19 protein-coding genes and 1 riboswitch are annotated in these 22,273 nt (G+C 70.3%); of the genes, 11 read left to right on the top strand and 8 right to left on the bottom strand.

Going from position 1 to position 22,273, the window contains the following annotated elements; genetic code table 11:
* Positions 1-32: 32 nt before the first annotated feature.
* The gene (locus U870_RS0107185; protein WP_025156729.1) at positions 33-2,141 is read right to left on the bottom strand and encodes an HtaA domain-containing protein; all 2,109 of its coding nucleotides are present in this window, start codon (positions 2,139-2,141) and stop codon (positions 33-35) included.
* A gap of 627 nt (positions 2,142-2,768) precedes the next feature.
* Here U870_RS0107185 and U870_RS0107195 point away from each other — a divergent pair.
* Together U870_RS0107195 and U870_RS24635 are read left to right on the top strand one after the other, a co-directional pair.
* Complete coding sequence (locus tag U870_RS0107195; RefSeq protein WP_025156730.1) at positions 2,769-3,047, top strand: hypothetical protein; 279 nt, start codon at positions 2,769-2,771, stop codon at positions 3,045-3,047.
* Between the two features lie 674 nt (positions 3,048-3,721).
* Positions 3,722-5,368, top strand: coding sequence for a hypothetical protein (locus U870_RS24635; RefSeq protein ID WP_205288741.1), 1,647 nt, complete (start codon positions 3,722-3,724; stop codon positions 5,366-5,368).
* 237 nt (positions 5,369-5,605) lie between these two features.
* Here U870_RS24635 and U870_RS0107205 read toward each other — a convergent pair whose 3' ends face one another.
* Entirely contained in the window at positions 5,606-6,547 is a 942-nt protein-coding gene (locus U870_RS0107205) for a LysR family transcriptional regulator (RefSeq protein WP_025156732.1), read from the bottom strand.
* 122 nt (positions 6,548-6,669) lie between these two features.
* Here U870_RS0107205 and U870_RS0107210 point away from each other — a divergent pair, with 122 nt between their 5' ends.
* The 4 genes from U870_RS0107210 (at position 6,670) to lysA (ending at position 12,058) form a co-directional block, all read left to right on the top strand.
* The gene (locus U870_RS0107210; protein WP_025156733.1) at positions 6,670-8,250 is read left to right on the top strand and encodes an aminotransferase class I/II-fold pyridoxal phosphate-dependent enzyme; all 1,581 of its coding nucleotides are present in this window, start codon (positions 6,670-6,672) and stop codon (positions 8,248-8,250) included.
* Between the two features lie 58 nt (positions 8,251-8,308).
* Complete coding sequence (locus tag U870_RS0107215) at positions 8,309-9,808, top strand: amino acid permease (RefSeq protein ID WP_025156734.1); 1,500 nt, start codon at positions 8,309-8,311, stop codon at positions 9,806-9,808.
* A complete protein-coding gene (locus tag U870_RS0107220; protein WP_025156735.1) occupies positions 9,805-10,710 on the top strand; it encodes a universal stress protein in 906 nt (301 codons plus the stop codon). Before U870_RS0107215 ends, U870_RS0107220 begins: the two co-directional genes overlap by 4 nt.
* Positions 10,711-10,798: 88 nt before the next feature.
* Positions 10,799-12,058 carry a diaminopimelate decarboxylase gene (gene lysA, locus U870_RS0107225; protein ID WP_025156736.1) on the top strand — a complete coding sequence of 420 codons (1,260 nt, stop codon included), beginning with the start codon at positions 10,799-10,801 and terminating at the stop codon, positions 12,056-12,058.
* Positions 12,059-12,128: 70 nt separating this feature from the next.
* Here the strand turns inward: lysA and U870_RS24805 are convergent, their stop codons facing one another.
* From U870_RS24805 to U870_RS0107240, 3 genes are all read right to left on the bottom strand, one after another.
* Complete coding sequence (locus U870_RS24805; RefSeq protein WP_240183645.1) at positions 12,129-12,488, bottom strand: L,D-transpeptidase; 360 nt, start codon at positions 12,486-12,488, stop codon at positions 12,129-12,131.
* Between the two features lie 564 nt (positions 12,489-13,052).
* Positions 13,053-13,862: a hypothetical protein gene (locus U870_RS0107235; protein ID WP_162819100.1), complete on the bottom strand. Its 810-nt coding sequence runs from the start codon at positions 13,860-13,862 to the stop codon at positions 13,053-13,055.
* A gap of 537 nt (positions 13,863-14,399) precedes the next feature.
* Entirely contained in the window at positions 14,400-14,729 is a 330-nt protein-coding gene (locus U870_RS0107240) for an alkylmercury lyase (RefSeq protein WP_025156739.1), read from the bottom strand.
* Positions 14,730-14,759: 30 nt separating this feature from the next.
* Here U870_RS0107240 and U870_RS0107245 point away from each other — a divergent pair, with 30 nt between their 5' ends.
* The 4 genes from U870_RS0107245 to U870_RS0107260 all read left to right on the top strand — a co-directional run bounded on the left by U870_RS0107245 (position 14,760) and on the right by U870_RS0107260 (position 19,353).
* On the top strand, positions 14,760-15,683 hold the full coding sequence (locus U870_RS0107245) for a metalloregulator ArsR/SmtB family transcription factor (RefSeq protein ID WP_081815205.1): 924 nt from the start codon (positions 14,760-14,762) through the stop codon (positions 15,681-15,683).
* Positions 15,684-15,753: 70 nt separating this feature from the next.
* Positions 15,754-16,167, top strand: a complete 414-nt coding sequence (locus U870_RS0107250) for an arsenate reductase ArsC (protein ID WP_025156741.1) — start codon at positions 15,754-15,756, stop codon at positions 16,165-16,167.
* A 297-nt stretch (positions 16,168-16,464) separates the two neighbouring features.
* Positions 16,465-17,805: an alpha/beta hydrolase family protein gene (locus tag U870_RS0107255; RefSeq protein ID WP_025156742.1), complete on the top strand. Its 1,341-nt coding sequence runs from the start codon at positions 16,465-16,467 to the stop codon at positions 17,803-17,805.
* Between the two features lie 273 nt (positions 17,806-18,078).
* Complete coding sequence (locus U870_RS0107260) at positions 18,079-19,353, top strand: LCP family protein (protein WP_025156743.1); 1,275 nt, start codon at positions 18,079-18,081, stop codon at positions 19,351-19,353.
* A gap of 16 nt (positions 19,354-19,369) precedes the next feature.
* On the opposite strand, the gene U870_RS0107265 is transcribed toward U870_RS0107260, so the two are convergent.
* Positions 19,370-19,828: a MarR family winged helix-turn-helix transcriptional regulator gene (locus U870_RS0107265; RefSeq protein ID WP_025156744.1), complete on the bottom strand. Its 459-nt coding sequence runs from the start codon at positions 19,826-19,828 to the stop codon at positions 19,370-19,372.
* A complete protein-coding gene (locus U870_RS0107270; RefSeq protein ID WP_025156745.1) occupies positions 19,825-20,184 on the bottom strand; it encodes a VOC family protein in 360 nt (119 codons plus the stop codon). Before U870_RS0107270 ends, U870_RS0107265 begins: the two co-directional genes overlap by 4 nt.
* A 162-nt stretch (positions 20,185-20,346) precedes the next feature.
* Here U870_RS0107270 and U870_RS0107275 point away from each other — a divergent pair, with 162 nt between their 5' ends.
* Positions 20,347-21,300: an alpha/beta fold hydrolase gene (locus tag U870_RS0107275; RefSeq protein ID WP_025156746.1), complete on the top strand. Its 954-nt coding sequence runs from the start codon at positions 20,347-20,349 to the stop codon at positions 21,298-21,300.
* A gap of 21 nt (positions 21,301-21,321) precedes the next feature.
* On the opposite strand, the gene U870_RS0107280 is transcribed toward U870_RS0107275, so the two are convergent.
* Positions 21,322-21,855 (bottom strand): GNAT family N-acetyltransferase, encoded by a 534-nt coding sequence (locus tag U870_RS0107280; protein ID WP_025156747.1) that lies wholly within the window; start codon positions 21,853-21,855, stop codon positions 21,322-21,324.
* A 92-nt stretch (positions 21,856-21,947) separates the two neighbouring features.
* Positions 21,948-22,118: riboswitch (M-box (ykoK) riboswitch) on the top strand.
* Positions 22,119-22,273 lie beyond the last annotated feature (155 nt).

The raw sequence follows: 22,273 nt of genomic DNA on the forward strand, positions 1-22,273 counted from the left end.
GGGTGTGTGGGCCATCCGCCGTCGGGGTGCCGCTAGGCGACAGGTGGTGTCCGCTCGCCGGCCGCGCGGACACGGCGACGGAGCAGCGCGACGGCCCCGGCCGTCAGCCCGCCGAGGAGCAGGATGCCCGCGCCGGCGAGCGGGAAGGCGGCGTTCGACCCGGTGCTCGCCAGGGCGCCGGCCGAACCGGCGGTCGTCGTGCCGCTCGTGCTCGTGCTCGTGCCGCTCCCCGCACCGGCGCCGCCGACCGGGTCGCCCGATCCCGGGGTGCCGCTCCCGTCGCCTCCGCCGGGGGTGCCGCCAGGAGTGCCGCCAGGAGTGCCACCAGGCTCCGGCTGCCCCACGGCCGCCGCGGTGAACGCGACGGTGAACGGGTTCGGTGCCTTCTTGGCGTCCATGCTCGCTCCGGTGGAGTGCCACCACGAGCGCATGGACGGGTCGAACCAGTCGATGAACTCGGCCGGGAAGGAGGAGGTGCTGGCACCGTACGCGCGTCCGGCGTACTGGGGAGCCACGGTCAGCGTGACATCGTCGCCCGTGCGGGCGACGGAGACGCCGCTGAACGTCGCCACGGTCAGCCGGCGGTAGCCGTCGCTGGCGGTGTCGGCGGAGACCGACCAGGCCACGTCCATCGTCAGGGTGCCGGTGCCGTCGGCCGCCACGGTGAGGACCGGGTTGCCGAGCGTCGAGACGACCTCAGGAGCGAGGGCGGCGTAGTGCCGGAAGCGGAAGCCGTCCGCCCAGGCGAGAGAGGCGGCTCCCGTCGCCGGGTCGGTCCAGCCCGTGCCGCCCGTGAACACGAAGTCGTCTGCCGCGAGGTCGACCGTGCCCAGGCCCTCGCGGGTCCAGGCCTTCGCGTACTCGTTGAAGGACCACGACAGCCGGGCGGAGCCGATCGCCGTCGCGCCGGCGGGTGCGGTCGTCGCGGATCCCCGGCTCGGTCCAGCCCAGGGGTCGTTGGCCGGCGTCTCCGGCGTGGTGCCGCCGTCCTGGCCGGGCGTCACAGGCTGGGCCGTCACGGCGGGGGCGGCGCCCGTGCGCGTGATGACGCTCATCCTGGCCTTCCCGTAGGGGTGGGTCGCGTAGAGGGTCGTTCCGTCGCCGCTCACCCCGAGCGCCCAGACGTCCGCGTTCGCGGTGCCGGTCCCCGCGGTGACGCCGAGGGCGGTGAAGTCGAGCGTGTGCGCGACGGTCCAGGTGTCGGGGCTGATCACGGAGAGCGAGTTCGAGAACCCGTTGAGGGTGTAGACCTCGTGGGTGGCGGGGTTCACCCGGATCGAGCGCGCGGTCTCGCCGACGACGATCGGCGCGCCGAGCCGCTTGGTCGTCTTCGTGTCGATCGCGACCACGCGGTCCTCGTCCCAGCTGTCGGTGAGGGTGGACTGGACGACCACGTAGAGCTTCGAGAGCTCCTCGTCGACGGCGAGCAGCGCGGGGCGGCCGCCGAGCGCCGTGCTGTCGTAGGAGAAGGAGCTGATCGGGATGGCGAGGCTGTCGATCCACCGCCCCGAGACCGTGCTGAAACCGGTGACCACCTTCGCGCGGCCTTCGGCGATCCAGATCATGCGGTTCGTGGAGTCGTAGACCGCGTCCTTCAGGAGGGGGTACGCCTGGGTCGAGATCGGGATCTCGGCTCCGACGGCCCCCGTCGCCGGGTCGACCGGCGTCAGGCCGTCGTCGAGCACGTAGAGCATTCCGCTGTCGGTGTCCTGCACCAGGCCGCTCGCGTAGGCGGGGAGCCCGGTGATGGTGCGGACGACGGCGCCGGTGGCTGCGTCGACCACGGACAGTGTGCTCCTGCCATAGTGCAGCACGTAGAGGGTGGAACCGTCGGGGCTGAGCACCACGTTCTCGGGGGCGGCCGTGCCGAGCGGATAGGAGTCCGCGCTCGCGGTCCGGGTGGCACTGTCCAGCCAGGTGACGGCGCCGGGGTCGCCGGAGACGGGGACGTAGACGCGTGAGCGCTGGTCGTCGACGGCGAGACTGCGTGTCGTCGCGCCGACCGGCACAGTGGTCTCGAGACGGTAGGCGCCGGGGTCCGCCGAGGCGGCCGTCGCGGCGGGGGAGCCGGCGAGCACGCCGGCCGCTGCGAGTCCGAGCGCCGCGAGGGCGGCGCTCCACGGACGAAGGGATCGTGACATGGGATGGGGAGCTTTCGCTTCGGGAGGGAGGCCGGAGACGGCCGAGACTATTACTTAGGTAAGCCTAAGTGAGGTTAGCCTATCCTTAACTAATCACGATCGTCCATTGCGCAGCCCGCTGGGCCAGCACGATGCTCGCCGGACGCGGTGGGCACTCGAGCGCGGTGCGCGGCCGAAGCGCGGTTCAGGATCGGGTGCGGTTCGTTGTTCGCCGCACCCAGAGCACCGCACCGACGAACGTGGCGATGAAGGCGACCGTCCCCAGGGTCACCAGGATGTTCCAGAGGGCCATGACGCTCCTTGCTCGTCCGCGATCAGTGCGGACGCGAGGTCATCCCATCGTGGCCGGGCGCCCGGGGAAACTCAACGTTTGCCATGCGTGCATTCCGGCGACGCGACGGCGCACCTGCGCGTCGTGTATCGAAAAACATGCCGCTCTGAATCGAACGCGGCCGTGAGTCACACCCCGACGGACAGGCCTGCGTGAACGACCGCACCCACGCAATCAATCTCCCGACTCGAAGAATCTCGCGCATCGACGACGACCCATAACCGCTCAGGGCCGGTTCGGGTCACCTGAAGCAACTTCCGCATTGGTCGATCGAGCTTCAACTGGATTACGACGGGTTGACCAGCACGCCGATCTTGCTGCACTCGGCGCTCAGCGCACTGAACGCCTTTTGGCCTTTGTCGATGGTTGCCTGGTCGGTTGCAACAACACTCCCGGAGCTCACGAGGATCGCCGCTGACCACAATGCAGACGACCTCACCACGGTGCCGGACATGATCGACGTCGCTACCGCCTTCACACAACTGCTGCGCATGCTCCAGGACGCCACCGCGCAGCGCGACTGCCGGCCCGAATTCAACGAGGCGCTGAGGCTGCACGCTCTGCTACTGTCGTAGAGCTTTCGCGTAGTTGGTCGAGGAACGATCGACCAGCCGATTTGGGGGATCTTCGGGGATGTTGAGGCGGGGTTCTACTGCTGTGTCCGTGAGCGGGCGCGGCAGCGTGAGTGTGGCCGTGCTGGCGATCGTGTTGACTCTGGGTGTCACCGGCTGCTCGCCGGAGCACGAATCACATGGCGAACGCGGCGGTTCCTCCTCCAGCCCGATGCCTTCATCAGCGACTGCGTCGCCGCGTCATTCGGCACCCCCGCCGCACAGCACGCCCACCTCGACGAACCCGAACTCGCCGGGGCCGGCTCAGAGCTCGACGCCTAGCGACGAGGCTACCGCTCTCGCCGTCAAGGCGTGCGAGGCCATCCTCCCCGGCCTCTCCGCCGATCGGGTCGCCGTCGCCACCCCCTTGGCAGTGCAGGCAGCCGCGATCGATTCCACATGGGCACCGCTTGCCACGCGTTTGACGTTCGTGCGAGACCACCCCATCGATCCAAACACTGGGCAGGGGCCGCAGCAGACCATTGATGACTCGCACGCTGCCGCCGACGACTGTTTCACCCTGGCCCACGTCCCTGTCGCCAACGACTGATCCCGCTTCGCTGATCGCGCTCTCCACCTCACCAGAAGGACACGAAATGAGAACACCACAACCTCGGGGACGGCTGCACCGTACCTTCGTGTCGATCGTCACCGCCGTTGCTGTAGCAGTTGCCGGGCTGACGATATCGGTCCCGACTGCCGCCCAGGCTGCCGACTGCGGTGCTCCCTGCATGGGCGTGCCGGCAACCGCCGCCGGCGCCGCGGCCCAGCTCATCGCCGACAACACGGCCAACAAATTCATCGTCGAGCACGACGAAGCCGACATCATTCCCAAAGAGATCCAGCGGATCGCCGACGGGTCGATATCCCAGAACCCCGAATGCGGTATCGATACCCGCACCCTGCAGATGCTGGTGATCATCATCCGCCAGTACGGGCAGGTGCAGATCAGCGATCTCAGCCGTCGGTGCGCCAACGACGGAAAGGCGACCTGCCTTTCCAACCCCTCGTCGTACCACTGTGTGCCCTACGGCAACGTCAACGCCGTCGACATCACCTACGTCGGCAGGGCTCGCACCCGCGGTAACGACGCTGCGTCGTCCGGACTGCTGACGTTCCTCGACACCTTCCTCCCCGCCGGCTCACGCGCCGGTCAGATCGCCAACGGCGAGGGAGCAGGACATGTGCCCTGCGGCAACTACACGATGCCGTCCCTCGGCAACATCTCCCGCTTCGCCGACGACTGCACACACCAACACGTCGACCTCGGAAACAGCACCGGCCCACTGCGCAACATCACCACCACCGCGCCCGCCACTCCGTCCACCGATGCCGTGTTCAGTGCGGTGGTCAACCCCAACGGCAACCAGAATGTGTTCTGGCGCGACAAGTCGAACGGTCACCTGAAGCGCGTCTGGAAGACCGCAACCGGACAGTGGAGCGGCGTCATCGACCACGGCTTCGCCATCGGTGGTGCGCCCACCGCTATCTCCACGGGAGGGGGCGGCATCGATGTCTTCTTCGCCGGTACAGATGGACACTTGCGGCACAGCTACTACACTGGCGCGACCTGGGTCGACGATGTGGCGATTCCACACATCGGCGGGAGCATCAAGGGGACGATCTCCGCGATTTCCAAGAGCGGCGGCGCAGAGAACGTCTTCTGGCGCGACTCCGATGACAAACTCCAGCAGAGCTACTTCGCATCGGGAGGATGGTTCCCGTCTTCGTCGCTGGCGAGCGGCCTGACCGGCTCCCCGACCGCACTCCTGGCCTCGAGCTCGACCGATGTCTTCTTCCGCGGGGCCGGAAATGCAGCTTTCCACGTCTGGTACGGCACATCCTGGTCCGGCGTGCAGAGCCTCCCGACCGGCGATGTGGCCGGCGCGATCACCGCGACCATGGGCGGGAACATCGAGAACGTATTCTGGCGTGGCTCGAACGGCACCCTCAACCACATCTATGCGGGACCGGCTACAGGAGGATGGAAGGCGAACGGTTCCCTCGCGTCTGGACTCACGGGCGACCCCACGGCCATCACCACCCAAAGCGGTATGGACGTCTTTTTCGCCGCGTCCAGCTCCTCACTGAATCACGTCTGGTACGGAAACACGTGGTCGCCGGCGCTCGGGATTCCCTACACCAGTGCGGTGAACAGCGCGATCGCCGCGACGACAAATGGCGCCGGAACCGAGAACGTGTTCTGGATGGGCGACGGCAAACTCTCGCAGAGCTACGTCCTTCCCGGAGGACAGTGGCTGCCCTCCCCGCCGATCACTCCGTAGGTCAATCGGCTGTTCGGGAGCGTCCCACCATCGCCGAGGTGGTGTGACGCTCCCGAATTTGGAGAGATGAACTACGTCAGAACGGCGCCCCGTCCCTGTCCCGCGACAGCTCACCCCGAAGGGCATGGGGTCCGGAAAGCGAGGCGCCCCTCCACTCCCCTGGTCTCACGACCGTCGAGTGCATCCGCGCCACCATCTCGATCCGCGCCCGATTCGTCAACGAGCGGAGGCGGCTTCTCACCCCGCGGAGACGCCACCCTCCGCCCGGACAGCGAAGCCGTCCCGAATCGCGGCGACGAGGTGACGCACGGCGGCGGAGGGGCGACGGTTCGCATCCTCCGCGGCGGTGGCCACGAGGATCGAGCGCACGAAAGCGGGGTCGCGCAGCGGGCGCAGGACGATGCCGGGATGTGCGGCGGCGGTCGCGAGGCTCGGGATCACCCCGACCGCCATGCGGGCGGCCGTCATGCCGAGGAGGACCTGGAAGTCGTCGGTGCGGAAGGCGACGTCCAGGACGTGCCCCTCGGCGGCGAACGCGTCGATGACGATGCGGTCCATCGCGTCGTCCGTGGAGGTGGCGAACACCCAGCGTTCGTCGCGGAGCGAGAGGAGGGCGGCGAGATCGATCGACGGACGCGACGCGAGCGGGTGGCCGGCGGGCAGTGCCAGCATCAGCGGATCGCGGTACACCTCCATCGTCGTCACGCTCGGGCGGAACGGCAGCTCGTAGCCGGGAACGGTGTAGACGAGTGCGGCGTCGTACGCGCCGCGATTGATCCGGTCGACGAGCGCGGGAACCTCCTCGAAGGTGGTGTCGATCCCGATGCCGAGGTCGCCGAGGCGGGCCGCGACGAACGGCAGGATGCTCGCCGCCGCCGTCGCGAAGATGCCGAACCGCAGCCGCACGCGCCCGAGCTGGCCGAACTCACGCGCGTCGCCGATCGCCCGCTCGCTGAGCGTGAGGATCTCCTGCGCGCGTTCGAGGAGGAGGACGCCGACCGGGGTCAGCCTGCTCCCCCGCGGCGACCGCGCGAGCACCGGCGAGCCGACCAGCCGTTCGAGGTTCTTGAGGTGGTAGTCGACGGTCGGCTGACCCCAGCCCAGGCGGCGGGCGGCCGCGGTGACCGAGCCTTCGGCGTGCACCGCCCTGAGCGCTTCGAACTGCCGCAGATCCGCCATCGGATCCCCTGTCTGGATGTCGAGGGTGCTCCCCGGTCGGGAAGCGAGTCACATACAGTCTATGTGGGTAGGTCGATGTTCGGGGGGTTCTGACGGCGGGACCGCAGCCTCACGATGGAGGAATGGCATCCGCACGCTCCTCCGCGATAGACGGCCCGCTCGACGGCGAGATCGACCGCCCGCTCGACCGCCCGCTCCCCCGGCCCGCCGCCGACCTCCGCCACTGGGAGACCCCCTACGCGGACGCGCTGGAGCGCCACGCGGCCCGCGGCGCCCTCCCGCTCATGGTCCCCGGTCACGGCGGGGACGGACTCGGCCTCAGTGCACGGCTCGCCGACTTCCTCGGGTCGCGGCCGCTGGAGCTCGACGTCCCGATGCTGCTGGACGACATCGACCTGGGCGAGGACGCGCCGCTGAGTCGCTCGCTCGACCTCGCGGCGGACGCGTGGGGCGCGCGCCGCACCTGGTTCCTCACCGGCGGTGCCTCGCAGGCCAACCGCGTCGCCGCGCTGGCCGTGCGCGGGCTGGGCGAGAACATCCTCTCCCAGCGGAGCGCGCACTCCAGCTTCAGCGACGGCGTGCTCTCCGCGGGGCTGGTGCCCTCATTCGTGCTGCCGTCCCTCGACGCCGCGAACGGTGTCGCGCACGGCGTCTCGCCGGCCGCGCTCGACGAGGCGCTGGCGGCGGCGGCCCGGGAGGGACGCCCGGCGGCCTCGGTCTACCTCGTCTCCCCCAGCTACTTCGGCTCGGTGGCGGATGTGGCCGGCCTGGCGCGGGTCGCGCACGCACACGGCGCTCCGCTCATCGTCGACGGCGCCTGGGGGCCGCACTTCGGGTTCCACCCCGACCTCCCGGAGTCGCCTGCCCGTCTCGGCGCCGACCTGGTGGTGTCGAGCACTCACAAGCTCGGGGGATCACTCACCCAGTCGGCCATGCTCCACCTGGGAGACGGTCCGTTCGCCGAGGTGCTGGAACCGCTCGTCGAGCGCGCCGTCTCGATCACGGCGTCGACCTCCACGTCTGCGCTGCTGCAGGCCTCCCTCGACATCGCGCGGCACTCGCTCGCCACCGGCGCCGAGTTGATCGGCCGGTCGATCGCGGTCGCCGATGCGTTCCGCGACGCACTGCGTGCGGATCCGCGCTTCGGCGTGCTGAGCGATGGGTTCGGCGCGTTCGACGACATCGTCGCCGTCGACCCGCTGCGCGTGGCGATCGACGTGTCGGCCACCGGCGTCAGCGGCCACTGGCTGCGCCAGCGTCTCCTCGACGCCGACGCGATCTTCTTCGAGATGTCGACGGCGACGACGCTCGTCGCGCTCATCGGTGCCGGCAAGACGCCGGACCTCGACAGGGCGCACCGGGCACTCGTCGCGGCCGCCGAGTCGGCGGAGGCCCGAGCCGAGCGGGCACGCGGCGCAGCCGACGACTTCCCTCCCCTGCCGGCGTCCGGCCCACTGCGCATCCTCCCGCGCGACGCGTTCTTCGCCGACACGGAACTCGTGACGGCGGCGGACGCGGTCGGACGCGTCTCGGCCGACACCCTCGCCGCCTATCCCCCGGGCATCCCGAACGTCATCCCGGGCGAGGAGATCACGGCGCCGGTCGTCGCGTTCCTGCAGGCCGTCGCGGCGTCGCCGTCCGGGTACGTCCGAGGCGCGGTCGACTCGCGCGTCGAGCGGTTCCGGGTGACCGTCAGGAGCTGACGCGCGCGACGCGTGCGACGAATTGCGCAGGACCCCACCAATCAAAGGAGACTGGTATATGCCCACCATCGCCGAGCAACTGCTGCGCCGCAAACCGACGACCCCGGTCGCCAGCGGCGACGTGCACCTGAAACGCAGCATCGGACTGTTCTCGCTGACCATGATCGGCGTCGGAGGGACGCTCGGAACGGGGATCTTCTTCATCCTGTCCCAGGCCGTCCCGATCGCCGGCCCCGCCGTGATCTGGTCGTTCGTCATCGGCGGCGTCGTGGCGGGGCTCACCGCGCTCTGCTACGCGGAGATGGCGGGAGCCGTGCCGGTGTCGGGGTCGACCTACTCCTACGCGTACGCGACACTCGGCGAAGGCACCGCCATGGCGGTGGGAGCCTGCCTGCTGCTGGAGTACGGCGTCTCCACCGCCGCGGTCGCGGTCGGGTGGTCGCAGTACGTCAACCAGCTGCTGCAGAACCTCTTCGGCTGGCAGCTCCCGGTGCAGCTCTCCCAGGCGCCCGAGCAGGGCGGGATCGTCAACATCCCCGCGGTGATCGTCATCGTGCTGTGCTCGCTGCTGCTGCTGCGCGGGGCGCGCGAGTCCACGACGGTCAACAGCATCATGGTGGTCATCAAGATCGCGGTCGTCGTGTTCTTCTGCGCGGTCGCGTTCACCGGGTGGAACGCCGACCACTTCCACAACTTCGCCCCCGCCGGGTTCGCGGGCATCGTGGGCGGCGCCGGCATCATCTTCTTCTCGTTCGTCGGGCTCGACGCGGTGTCCACGGCCGGCGAGGAGGCCAAGAACCCGAAGCGCAACCTGCCGCTCGCCATCATCTTCGCGCTCCTGATCATCATCGTGCTCTACGTGCTCACCTGCATCTCCGCACTCGGGGCGCAGGCTCCGGCCGAGTTCGCCGACCAGGACGCGGGACTGGCCGCGATCCTCCAGAACATCATCGGTTCGAGCTGGCCGGGGACCGTCGTGGCCGTCGGCGCCATCATCTCGATCTTCTCCGTGACCCTCGTGGTGCTGTACGGCCAGACCCGCATCCTGTTCGCGATGTCGCGCGACGGGATGATCCCGAAGGTGTTCGCCAAGGTGAACCCGCGCTCGATGACCCCGGTGCAGAACACCCTCATCGTCATGGTCGCGACCAGCATCCTCGCCGCCGTGATCCCGATCGACTTCCTCGCCGAGATGACCAGCATCGGGACGCTCGTCGCCTTCCTCGTCGTGTCGCTCGGCGTGATCATCCTGCGCGTCCGCGAGCCGCAGCTGGAGCGGGGCTTCCGCCTCCCCTTCGGCTGGACGATCCCCCTCCTGTCGATCGCCGGATGCATCGCGATCATCACCCAGCTGCGGGTGATCACGATCGTCGTCTTCCTGATCTGGACCGCCGTCTTCCTGACCTTCTACTGGTTCTACGGAAGGAAGCACTCGGCGCTGCAGCTCGGACGCCCGGTCGTCGCCTCCGAGGCGCCCTACACGAGCAACTTCGCGCAACCGAGCCGGAGCGAGATCCGGGAGGCCGCCGCGCGCCGCAAGAAGGCGGACAAGAGATGAGCATCGTGGTCGGAGTCGATCCCGCCCATCGGTCCGCCTCCGTGCTGCACCTGGCCGCGATGCTCGCGCGCTCGACCGGCACCGGCCTCGTCGTGGCCGCGATCGTGCCTCCCGCCTGGCCGACGACGGCGGGAGGGGCGGACGCGGAGTGGCGCGGCTACACGCGAGAGAACGCGGAGAGCGCGCTCGACCATGCCGCGGCGGTGCTCGGCGGCGCGACCGCGGCGGAGTACCTCCTGCACGACGCCCCGTCGGCTCGCCGCGGCCTCATGGAGCTGGCGGAGCAGCGCAGTGCGTCGATGATCGTCGTCGGTTCCGCCGGGGAGGGACGGCCGGGACGGATCGCGCTCGGATCGGCGAGCGACACCCTGCTGCACGCGTCCCCGGTGCCGGTGGCGATCGCGCCCCGTGGCTACCGGACGGCGGAGAATGCACGGGTGAGCCGGGTGACCGCCGCCTATCGCGGCACCGGCGCATCGTCCGACGTCGTGCTCGGGGCAGCGGGCGTGGCCGCCTCCGCCGGCGCGGAACTGCGGATCGCCTCGTTCGCCGTCGTTCCCCGCGACTCCGGGACCTCCGGCGCCGGACTCGACGCCGAGACGGCGATCGCAGACACCTGGGCGGCCGACGTCGCGACGCACGCGGCGTCGCTCGTCCGACAGGTGACGGAGCAGGCCGACGCTCCGGCGGTCTCCACCGTCGCCGTCGGCCGGGGCGAGACCTGGGACGACGCCATGGCCGACATCCGCTGGGAGCCGGGCGAGGTGCTGGTCGTCGGATCGAGCACGCTCGGGCCGGTCGCCCGCGTGTTCCTCGGGTCGCACGCGGCCAAGATCCTCCGCCACTCCCCCGTGCCGGTGATCGTCGTCCCGCACGGGCTCGCGGGCCGGGAGCGCGACTGACCGTCGACTCCACCACCCACTCCGCCGACCGGCTTCTTCACCGCACCGCACCGCACCGCCTGTTCACCATCGGACCGAAAGACCCATCATGTCGCACCCCCTCCTCGACCTCTTCCCGAACGGCACGACCGTCGACCGCGACGGCGTCCTCGTGGTCGGCGGCTGCCGGGTCGACGACCTCGCACGGGAGTTCGGGACCCCCGCGATCGTCGTCGACGAGGCCCCCCTGCGGGCCCGCGCACGCGAATACCGCACGGCGCTCACCTCCCGCCGGCCGAACGCACGGGTCGTATTCGCGTCGAAGGCATTCCCGGCGACCGCCGTGCAGCGGGTCATGGTGGAGGAAGGTCTCGGTCTGGACGTCGCCGGCGGCGGCGAGATCCTCAGCGCGCTGCGCGCGGGTGTCGACCCGGCGCTCATGGTCCTGCACGGCAACGCCAAGACCACGGAGGAGCTCCGGATCGCCGTCGAGGCCGGGATCGGGCTGGTCGTCGTCGACAACGCGGACGACGTCGACCGCCTCGAGCAGCTCGTCGCGCCCGGGAGCGTGCAGGGCGTCCTCGTCCGGATCGTGCCCGACGTCGTCTCCTCGACGCATCCCGCCGTGCAGACGGGCCAGGTGGGATCCAAGTTCGGGTTGACGGCCGCCGCAGCGCGGGTGCTCATCGCTCGGATCGAGGCGAGCCCCCTGTTGGAGATGCGCGGGGTGCACGCCCACGTCGGTTCTCAGATCATGGACCCGGCTGAGCTCGCCGCCGCCGTCGCACCGCTCGCCGCCCTCGGCGCGTTCCCGGTCTACGACCTGGGCGGTGGCCTCGGCACCCGCTACACGAACGCCGACCGGCCGGCGTCCGTCGACGAGTACGTCGCGGCGCTCCTCGCGGCGGCCGACGAGCACCTGCCCGCCGATGCAGAGGTCATCATCGAACCCGGCCGCAGCATGGTGAACGCCTCGGCGTTCACCCTCTACACGGTGACGACCGTCAAACGCGACGCCCGGACCTTCGTGGCGGTCGACGGGGGCATGGGCGACAACCTGGAGGTCGCGCTCTTCCAGCAGCGCTTCGAGGCCGTCCTCGCGGGACGCCTGCACGACGCGGATGCGGAGGAGGTCGTCGTCGTCGGCCGGCATTGCGAGTCCGGCGACGTGCTCATCGATCCGCTGACGCTCCCGGCTGCGCGGGTCGGCGACCTCCTCGCCGTTCCCGCGACGGGCGCCTACACGCACACCATGGCGAACAACTACAACGGCTACCGCCGCCCGCCCGTGATCTTCGTGCGCGACGGCTCGGCGCGAGCCGTCATCCGGCGTGAGACCTGGGACGACCTCTTCGACCGCGACGTGTGAGGGGCGCCGCTCGCAGCGGTCACTGAGACGTCGGTGGGCACGACCGTCGGAGGTCCCCCAGCTGCTCCCCCTACGCGATGATGACGATCGGTGTTCCGAGGGCCAGTGCGTCAACGGCCGTGATGGCATCCGCGCCGAGGCGGATGCAGCCGTGAGAGACGGCGCCAGAGGCTTCGGACTCGTAGTGGATGCCGATGAGCCCGCCATCGGAGCCGCCGTACGGCTCGTCCGCCGCCGTTGCGTGTAAGGAGGTGAGCTGGATCCGGTGGAGACGCTGACCTTGGTCGGGGTCCAGATACTGCGCCTCGAGATATCCGGTGACGCCGACAGGGGTCGGCGTTCCCGGAGCGCCGACCCCGACCGCGAACGTATGTTCAGCTCGTCCTGTCGCGTCAGTGATCGTCAACGATTGTGCCGAGACGGAGACCACGACACGGTTCCTCACGGTGGCTGCGGGGGTCAAGGCGCTCGTGGGCAGCCATCCGGCGCTCTGAGCGGGAGCCGACCGCCCCTCCCCCGCTTGCGAGGGCAAGATCTGCCTACTCGGTACGAGGACGAGGGACCACGGCCCGTCGACCGCCACTCTGACCACGACAGACGGCTCGCCCAGGAAGTCGCGTGATTCGAACCGCGCGATCGGAGCTGACCTATCGCCGCCGAACAGCGGCGTGTCGGCCTGGAGGTTGAAGACGGACATCCAGGTGGCAGCGGGAGGAGCTGGCACAAGCCCCGGGATCACGGCGCGGTAGTCAGCCGGTGCGAGTGCAGCCACCTGTGCTGGGGTGAGGTTCGGTGGTGCCTGAGCCCGGGAGGGCGACGTCCCTGGTCGGACGGGCACTGCGGCGGTTGGAGCCGTGTGTGCCGTGGTCGGTCCCGAGAGTCGTGCCGTGGGCACGGCCGGGTCGGAGAGGGCGATCGCTGACACGCCGGCTCCGGCGACGACGATGACGGACGCGCCGATGGCGAGTGAGAGGCGCACCGGACGCCGCATCACTCAACCGCTGACGACGGGAAGGGCACGCGGAGTCGCCTGTACCGGGCTCACCTGGGCAGGAACTCCCGGATCGGACGTGGTCGCCGGATCGGCAGGCGAGGTGGATCCACCGATGGTCGGTCCTGTGATTGCGACAGTGGCTCTCCAGTGCGCGGTTGCGCCCGTAGCGTCGAGCACGACACTACCGGCAGCAGTGACACCGGTTCGCACGTACTGCCACACGACGGAGCCGGACTTGTCCGCCACAAGAGAGCTCGGCGCCGGAAGGTTCACGCCGTTGTAGACCGCTGAGAAGGCGACAGCCTCCCCGGGAGTGAACCCACTGGCCTGGACGGCGAGGCCGATCGTGGAGTCCATGAACTGGGCTGTCGTCAAGGACGGCGCATTCGTCTCGATACCGGGGGGATTGCGAACATCGAATGCAACCGCGTTCGACGTGTCTCCTGCATCGCTGGTAGCCGAGAGCATGAGAGTGAGATCGGCCCAGCTGTCCGGCCCCATCGCGGGAATCCATCCGATGACGGAGATGACGCCCGATGCGCTCGCGGCCGTGGTCGTGTCACCGTAATGCACCTTCTGTCCGTTGCTGGCATTCACCCAGTCGATCGAGAGAGTCACTGTCGAACTCGGGGTGAAGCCGCCGCCGATCACATCGATTCCGCTTCCCCACGAGTCCGTGTAGACGACCGGAACGGTCACACCGATCGAGGCCGTTGCCGCCTGAGCGGGAGTGGACGCCAACGTGGCGCCAACGACCAGAGCCGTGATGGCTGTGATGAGTGTCCAGCGTGAGCGCGCAGATCTGACCATGGGTCCCCCTGAATTCCGTGGCCCGAAGCGGGCTCACCAACAGTACGAGGAGTGAACAATTGACGTCAAGCAAGTATCTCCGAGACCTGCCCCCACTTCGGGTGGTCGATGGCGCATCGAGGTGCCTTCGTCATGCGATGCGAACCGGTGACGGGCGCCCTCCTCGTGCATCGCTTGGCGCCCGCGCAGCTCTGCGACAGCATTGGCGGCACGATGAGGGTCGACAGCCTCGCAACCACCCGATGGGAGGAGGATGCCCGAGCCGCACTCGCCGCCGGCTCGGCAACGCTTACACCGACCGAGCGCGATCAACGGCGGAACGGGCTCTCCCGCACTCGACGATCTCGCTGGAGGTGCCGACCCGGCAGAGTCGGGTTCGCTGAGTTGGAGCGTGTCTCTGCAAGTGGATATCTCCAAGCAGGCCATACCCGAGGCGACCGCTCCCTCGCCTTGTCGCCGTCCGAGTAGCGTGATCCAGGTTCGGGCGTGCGCTGAATACGCGCCCCCAGCAACGCCCCACCTCGAGCGACGCGAGTCCTACGTCCCGACGCCGGTGCTGGCGGCGAGTCGTTCTCGCAGCGTCTCGGCGATCATGTCCACGGTCGGTGAACCCGCGAAGCCCGTCGGGGTGCGGTAGACCCGGCAGACGAGGTGTGTGGTCGGTTCGCCGGGGAACAGATCGACTCCGTCCGCGAGGATCGTCGGCGACCCGGCGAATCCGGTGGCGGCCGCGTCGGCCGGCGTCGCGATGAGCCGGACGTCGACCGGGACATCGGCGCGGCCCAGCACCCGGAGCGCAGCTGTCACTCGGCGCCCCGCCTCGGCCCAGCTCGGGCAATCGTCGATGTGCAGCACGACCAACTCCATCCCCTCATCCTGCCGCATAGAGTTGCGTCTATGGATCGGGTGCCGGATCGGGATGCGCTGCGAAGCGTGCGGCGCATCGGCGATCCGAGTCGTGCGCGCATCCTGCGGATCCTGCTGGAGGCACCGGAAGGGCGTGAGTCCGTCACGCGACTCGCCGTGCGGCTCGGGCTGCGGCAGCCGACCGTCTCCCACCACCTGAAGCTGCTGCGCGAGGACGAGCTGGTGGTGCGGGTCCAGGACGGGCGGACCGCGTGGTACTCGATCGCTCCAACCGAGGTCGACCGGGTCGCCGCACTCGTCGGAGAGGACCCGCTCCCGAGATCGGAGGCGTCCGCGGATGAGGCGGCCGCACTCCCCCGCATCGTCGCCGATCTCACCACGCGTTATCGCGGCGTGCTCGCGCCGGAGAGCATCGAGCTGTACGTCCGGGACAGCTACGCCCGCCTCGACGGGCGCGCGGGACGGGCGTCGCTGGCCAGTGCGTTCGCCGTGTCTCGGTTGGATGCTCTGCTGCGATGGACCGACGAGCGATCCAACGCGCCGTCCCGTACGCCCGAGGTGCTCTTCGTGTGCGTGCAGAATGCGGGCCGCTCCCAGCTCGCCGCGGCGATCCTGCGCCAGCTCGCCGGGGATCGCGTGGTCGTCCGCACGGCCGGCTCCGAACCCGCCGATGCCGTCCGTTCGACGATCGTGGCCGTGCTCGACGAGGTCGGTACTCCCCTGGGCGCCGAGTTCCCGAAGCCGCTGACCGATGAGGTGGTGCGCGCGGCCGACTACGTGGTCACGATGGGCTGCGGGGACGCTTGCCCGGTCTACCCCGGCCGGGTCTACCTCGACTGGGACATCCCCGACCCCGCCCCCCTGCCGATCGACGCCGTCCGGGAGATCCGCGACGACATCGAACAGCGGGTCCGCGACCTGCTGAGTGGCATCGAGGGTCGGCACCGACCGTGATCGCGTTCGCCGCATCGCATAAGCCATAGATATCGGTCTATGCTTTCGGACGAGAGAAAGCGAGTCCCCGATGCCCCTCACCACCCCGACCGTGCTGTTCGTCTGCGTGCACAACGCCGGTCGCTCGCAGATGGCCGCCGCGTTCCTGCGCGAACTCGCCGGCGGCCGGGTCGAGGTCCTCTCCGCCGGCTCCGAGCCCGCGGACCGGCTCAACACGGCGGTCGTTCAGGCGATGGCCGAGGTGGGCATCGACATCGTGAATGAGCAGCCGAAGATCCTCACCACCGAGGCCGTGAGGGAGTCTGACGTGGTGATCACCATGGGGTGCGGGGACACCTGTCCGATCTTCCCCGGGAAGCGCTACGAGGACTGGGAGCTCACCGATCCGGCTGGTCGCGCCGTCGACGAGGTGCGCACCATCCGCGACGAGATCAGGCGCCGGGTCGAGAACCTGCTGGCCGAGCTGAACCCCGCGACGGCCTGAGCAGACGGCGGCGCCGGATGCCGCGCATCATCTTCGAACCGGCCCGGGTTCGCTCCATCGCGAGCCGCCGCCACGTGCACAGAGGGGCGTGAGCGGCCCTCGGGCGTGGCCGAGGACGACACCGGAGCGTCGGAGCGACCGCCGGTCGGATCATCCGGAGGAATGACCGGGCTGCACCGTGCGACCGACGCGGCCGCTGGCCCACCGGAAATACCGTGGGCACCAGGCCCGACGATACGCCGGGCCCGGCGGCAGGTCCGCCACTGCTGCCACCCCACAACTCGGAGGAGCCTGCCCGTGCCCTGGATCGACATCTCCGCGACGCTCTTGATCGTCGCCGCCCTCATCGTCGGGGCATTCACCCGGAGACGGAGCGCCGTCCCTGTGATCGCCGTCGGCACGGCGGCCGTGGTGCTGCTCGTGGTCGCCGCACTGCTGGAGGGGATGCGGATGCAGGTGGTCGGCGGATTCGTCGCCGCGGCGGTCGGAGCCGCCGTGGTGCTCTGGATGCGGTCGCGCACCGCGCCACGACTCGCGGTCGCCGGGACGTCGGTGGTCGCGGTCGGCGTGCTCGGCATCGCCGCGGTGGCGTGGGTGCTGCCGCCGATGTCGGTGCCGGCCCCGACCGGCTCGCACGCCGTCGGCGTCACCAGCCACGTCTGGACGGACCCCACGCGCGACGCCCGCGGCGGCAGCACTCCGGGTCAGCAGCGCTCGCTGCCGGTGACCATCTGGTACCCGGCCGAGCGCGCCGGCTCCCCCTCGCCGTACCTCCCGCAGGAATCGACCCGCACGGCGCTGACGGCGGCCCTCGCGCAGCAGTACGGTCTCCCGCCGCTCCTGTTCGACGGCCTCCGGCGCGCGACGAGCGAGGAGACGTGGGAGGCGCCGGCCGCCCACGGCTCGTTCCCCGTCGTGATCGCGTCCCCCGGATTCGCGAGCACGCGCTGGTTCTTCACCTCGTGGGCCGAGGAGCTCGTCAGCCACGGCATCGTCGTGATCGCCGTCGACCATCCGTACGACGCGGCGGTGGCCGAGCTCGCCGACGGCACACTGGCCACCGACGAGCAGGAGGCGACCGGCGACGATGCGGCGGACCAGGCCGCGGCCGATCGCGCCGCCGGCGTGCGCGCGGCCGACGTGCGGGCGATCATCGACCACCTGGAGGCGACGCCGTCACCGGCGCCCGAGCTGGTGGGAGCGGACCTCACGACGATCGTCGCCGCGGGCCACTCCGCGGGCGGTGCGAGCGCCATCGAGGCGGCACGGCTCGACGACCGCATCACCGGAGTCGTGGACATCGACGGGATGCCCCGCTCCCCCGCCGGCACCCGCCTCAGCCAACCCCTCGTCGCGGTCGTCGCCGGGGACATGGACCCGAACCCGGAGTACGGGCAGGCGCTGAACAGCCTCCTGAGCGGTGGCACCGGCGCACGGGTCACGCTCGACGGCGTCGCGCATCTGGGGATGATGGACGCGAGCCGGCTCCTCGGCCCGGTGCCGGGCCTCACCGGCGTGAATGGTCCCGACGGCCCACGACGCGCGGCCCAGGCGACGTTGACGCTCGTCACGGCGGTGGAGACGGGCCGCCCCCTCGACCTGGCGGCGCTGCGACGGGTCGGGAAGGTCCAGGGGTGAACCGAGGCGCTCGCGACCACGAGGCGCGCGCGAGTACCGAGGCGAGCGTGCACGCGGCGTGCAGAGTCTGTACGTTCTCTCAGACATGCTCCGCGGTGCTGCACACTCCCCCGTCGCCGCGGCCCGCCACCGTCCGTCCGGCCCCCGTCGGCGGGTAGGCGACACGGTCGCGGCCGGCCGGCGATGCGGCCGCTCGCAGTGGGTCTGCGGGCTTTACCAGGTTCGTTCTGATCACACTCGTATGTCGATGCGAACGAACGAAGGGACCCCTCCGTGAGCGAACAGAACGTCGGGCCGCGCCATCAGCGTGGCCGCCGGATCCGGAGGCGCCGCATCGTCGGCCTCGTGGCGGGGGCCGTCGCCGTCGTGCTCGTCGCCGCGGGCGGGGTGGCCGTGTGGAAGTACATCGACCTGACGAACGGCATACACCGCTCCCCGATCGCCCTGCCGACCGGCACCTCCACGCCGGGCATCGCCCAGAACACCGGCGAGGCCAACATCCTCGTGATGGGCCTCGACAGCCGCGTCGACCAGGAGGGCAAGCCGCTTCCCGCCGAGATGTACGACGCGATCCGCGCCGGCGACGCCTCCGACGGCGGGTACAACGCCAACGTGCTGATGCTGATCCACATCCCTGCTGGCGGAGGCAAAGCGACCGGGATCTCCATCCCGCGTGACGACTATGCGGAGCTGGCCGGCGCCCCGGACGGCGTGACGAAGTCGAAGATCAAGGAGGCGTACGGCCTCCGGCTGGACGAGAAGCTCACCGAGCTGCGCCGAGAGGGCATCGAAGGGGACGACGCCTACCAGCAGGCACGGACCGCCGCGCGGCAGACCCAGATCCAGACGGTCTCCGACTTCCTCGGCGGCGTGCGGATCGACCACTTCGTCGAGATCACGATGGCGGCCTTCTACGAGATCGCGACGGCCGTGCAGCCGATCACCGTCTGCCTGAACCAGGCGACCCAGGATCGCTTCTCCGGCGCCGACTTCCCGGCCGGCGTGCAGGAGATCAGCGCCTCCCAGGCGATGAGTTTCGTGCGCCAGCGCCGCGACACCGGCCCGTCCGACCTCGAGCTCACCGACCTGGACCGCACCCGCCGCCAGCAGGCGTTCATCGTCTCGCTCGCGGTCAAGCTGCGGGAGGCGAAGACGTTCACCGACTTCGGCACCCTGCAGACCCTGATCGACACGGCCAAGAAGTACATCGCCCTCGACGATGGCTTCGACCTGCTCAGCTTCGCCGGCCAGGCACAGCGGCTGGCCGGCGGCAACATCGTCTTCGAGACGCTCCCCGTGGAACGCTACGAGACGATCGACGGCAAAGCGGTGAACGTCGTCGACAGCGAGAAGATCCACGCGATCGTGGCAGCCGTGCTGAATCCGCCCGCGGAGAGCCCCAGCACTCCGGCGACGGACGCGCCCGGTGGTGCGACGACGAGCGACGTCCCTGCGGACCCGGGCACCGAGTCGTCCGCCCCGCCCGCCAACACCTACACGGACGCGAGCACGCCGCTGCACTCCGGCGCCATCCCCTGTGTGAACTGAGCGCACGCGACGTCGGCTAGCGGGATCCGGTCGCGTGATCCCCCTCCGCCGCCTGCAGGTTCTCGCGGAGCCGTCGAGCCACCCGCACCGCCGTGGCGAGGTCCTCCTCCCCGACCGCCGCGGCCGTCCTGCGCGCCCAGGCGGTGCGGGCCGGACGGATGCGCTCCAGCGCCGCCCTCCCCCGCTCGGTGAGCGCGACGAGGGGCGCACGGGCGTCGAGCGGGTCCGGTGTGCGCGTCACCAGGCCCGCGCGTTCCAGCGCCGCGACGCCCTCCGCGGCCGATTGGCGTCGCATCCCGCGGCGGCGTGCGATCCCGGCGACGCTCAGCGGTCCGTGCGCCACCGCACCGAGCGTCAGCCAGCGCGCCGCGGTGAGCCCCTCCTCCGCCGCCATCGCGTCCCCGGCGGAGGTGAAGGCGTCGGCCAGGCGGAACACCTCGTCGACCAGCTCGGTGAGCTGCCGTTCCGCGCTCACCGCTGCTCGACCAGGCAGACGACATGGCCGTCGGGGTCGCGCACGACGGCCATCCGCTCGCCCCAGGGCTGCTCTGCAGGCGGGTCGATCACCGCGCCGCCGAGAGCGGCCCAGCGGTCGACGGCCGCGTCCATCCCGGCCAGGGCGAAGGCGGGAGCGACGGCGGCATCCGATGGCACGGCGGGGCGCTCGTGCAGCATGAGCACGGTGCCGTCCCCGGTCTGCAGCCAGGCGACGGGACCCTCCCTGTTCTGTACCCGCAGGCGCAGCAGGTCCGCGTAGAACGCGAGGGAGGCCGGAAGCGAGGAGACGGAGACGATGAGCCGGTGCAACGCGGCGGCGGAGGTCGTGGACACGAGGATCAGTGTGCGCGTATCGACAGGGGCCTGTCAATATGTCGTGACCGATGTCACCCCTGCTCCTGACACCTCGCCACTTCTGCGCCGCGGTCCGGGCCGCTTGGCTGGGAGCACACAGCGGGCCGCACCCGACCCGCACGCACCGAGAACGAGAGCCGCATGCGCAGACCCGTGAAGATCACCCTCCTGAGCCTGGGCGCCATCGTGGCGCTCCCCGTGCTGCTGTTGACGACGACGACCGTCGTGAACGCCATGGCGACGAACGCGGAGCGATCGCAGATCGCCGACTACGGCCGGCGCGTCCCGGTCGACGGCAAGCGCATGAACGTCGTCGTCGCCGGCACGGATGCCGCAGGCAGCGACACGATCGTGCTGCTGCCCGGCCTGGGGACGGCGGCACCGGGCCTGGACTTCCAGCCCCTGATCGCGGCGCTGGCACCGACGCATCGGGTCGTCGCCGTCGAACCGTTCGGTACCGGTCTGAGCGATCAGACCACGGTCCCGCGCACGGCCGCCACGATCGCGCGGGAGGTGCACGCGGCGCTGCAGCAGCTGGGCATCCACCGCTACGTGCTGATGGGCCATTCGATCGCCGGCGTGTACGCGCTCGCCTACAGCACCGCCTACGCGGACGAGCTGGTCGCGTTCGTGGGGATCGACAGCAGCGTGCCCGGACAGCCGGGCTGGGACGATCCGTCGGCGGCGGACGGCTTGGCGGTGCTCGGCGGCCTCGGGCTCGTCCGGGCGCTGGGGGCGCTCGCCCCGGACCCGTACGAGGGCCTCGGCTATTCGGAGGAGACGCGTCGGCAGCTGCGGCTGCTGACCGCACAGAACGGCACCGGCCCGGCCATCCTCGACGAGATGAGCCGCGCCCGCGAGAACTTCGCGGCGGTGGCCGGAACGACCTTCCCGGCATCGCTGCCGGTCCTGCTGTTCGTCGTCGCGGACGACCCCGAGGCGCCGGGCTGGCTGCAGCTGCACGAACGCCAGGCGGCGACCGTCGAGCGGGGCGAGGTGATCGCCCTCGACGGCGACCAGTACCTCCACCACACGCAATCGGCCGCCATCGCGCGGGACACGACGGCCTTCCTGCGGAGTCTGCCGGCGGACTGATCCGGAGGTTGCGCCCGGGCCTCAGTCCTCGATCGGCAGTCCCCGCCCCGTCGGCACCGGGTCGGTCGCCAGGCGCGCGTGGGTCTCCACGTCGAACCGCTCGTCGCCGTAGCGCAGCTTGGCGCGCTCGAGACCCTCCGCGACGAATCCCGCCCGGGATGCCACGTGGCACGACGCCGGGTTGTTCACCCGGTGCCCGAGTTCGAGCCGGAAGAGGCCGTCGGCGAAGGCATAGTCGACGACGGCGGTCAGGGCGTCCGTCGCGAGCCCGCGACCCCGGGCGCCCGCGGCGAGCCAGTAGGACACCCAGGCGGTCTCGTGCCGCCATTCGATCGCCGAGAGAGCGATGTCGCCGACCGCCACCCCGTCGTCGACGATCGCCCAGTGCTTGGTGCGACCGCCGAAGGGCAGGGCGGAGGCGATGTGGGCGGCGGCCTGGTCGGTCGTCGACAGGTCCACGTCGGGGAACTGCGTGTCCAGATCGGCGGCGGAGGCGCGAGCGGCCACCAGCGCCGGCGCGTCCGTGGGCCGCCAGGGGCGCAGGAGGACCGTCATGTCCCCACCCTGCCACAGCAGCGGCACCGGGCGGAGTCCTCGAAAGCGTTCAGAGTGGCCCGCTCGTGTGGAACAGCTGCTACAGTCGAACCGCAGACCTTCGTTAGGCGAGGCTCCTGCGCGAACACAGGCCACTGATCTGACGACGTCGAGAGACGCCCAAGATCAGGACAGGTCTCCCCGGATTAAGGGGTGATCCCAAGTGGCTTCCCGCTCCGGCGGGACACGTCGTGCAGTGCCGAAACTCTTACGTGGAAGTGTCTCGGACGAAGCATCGTGCTTCCTGCTCCCACGTCTGCGAAGTGCTGCCGACCGTGAAGGAGGTGACCCGATGAGCGACGGCGACAGTCGATCTCTCTGCACCCGCGGGCCGGCTCCGATGCGGTCCCTCTGACCACGCTCCTCGTCGTCTCCGCGG

It is taken from the genome of Leifsonia aquatica H1aii, from assembly GCF_000633535.1.
GTDB lineage: Bacteria > Actinomycetota > Actinomycetes > Actinomycetales > Microbacteriaceae > Leifsonia > Leifsonia aquatica_A.

Coding starts and splice junctions, on each gene's coding strand:
- U870_RS0107185 (WP_025156729.1), bottom strand. CDS start 2,141: ATGTCACGATCCCTTCGTCCGTGGAGCGCCGCCCTCGCGGCGCTCGGA.
- U870_RS0107205 (WP_025156732.1), bottom strand. CDS start 6,547: ATGGCGGATCTGCGGCAGTTCGAAGCGCTCAGGGCGGTGCACGCCGAA.
- U870_RS0107210 (WP_025156733.1), top strand. CDS start 6,670: ATGGCATCCGCACGCTCCTCCGCGATAGACGGCCCGCTCGACGGCGAG.
- U870_RS0107215 (WP_025156734.1), top strand. CDS start 8,309: ATGCCCACCATCGCCGAGCAACTGCTGCGCCGCAAACCGACGACCCCG.
- U870_RS0107220 (WP_025156735.1), top strand. CDS start 9,805: ATGAGCATCGTGGTCGGAGTCGATCCCGCCCATCGGTCCGCCTCCGTG.
- lysA (WP_025156736.1), top strand. CDS start 10,799: ATGTCGCACCCCCTCCTCGACCTCTTCCCGAACGGCACGACCGTCGAC.
- U870_RS0107235 (WP_162819100.1), bottom strand. CDS start 13,862: ATGGTCAGATCTGCGCGCTCACGCTGGACACTCATCACAGCCATCACG.
- U870_RS0107240 (WP_025156739.1), bottom strand. CDS start 14,729: ATGGAGTTGGTCGTGCTGCACATCGACGATTGCCCGAGCTGGGCCGAG.
- U870_RS0107245 (WP_081815205.1), top strand. CDS start 14,760: ATGGATCGGGTGCCGGATCGGGATGCGCTGCGAAGCGTGCGGCGCATC.
- U870_RS0107250 (WP_025156741.1), top strand. CDS start 15,754: ATGCCCCTCACCACCCCGACCGTGCTGTTCGTCTGCGTGCACAACGCC.
- U870_RS0107275 (WP_025156746.1), top strand. CDS start 20,347: ATGCGCAGACCCGTGAAGATCACCCTCCTGAGCCTGGGCGCCATCGTG.
- U870_RS0107280 (WP_025156747.1), bottom strand. CDS start 21,855: ATGACGGTCCTCCTGCGCCCCTGGCGGCCCACGGACGCGCCGGCGCTG.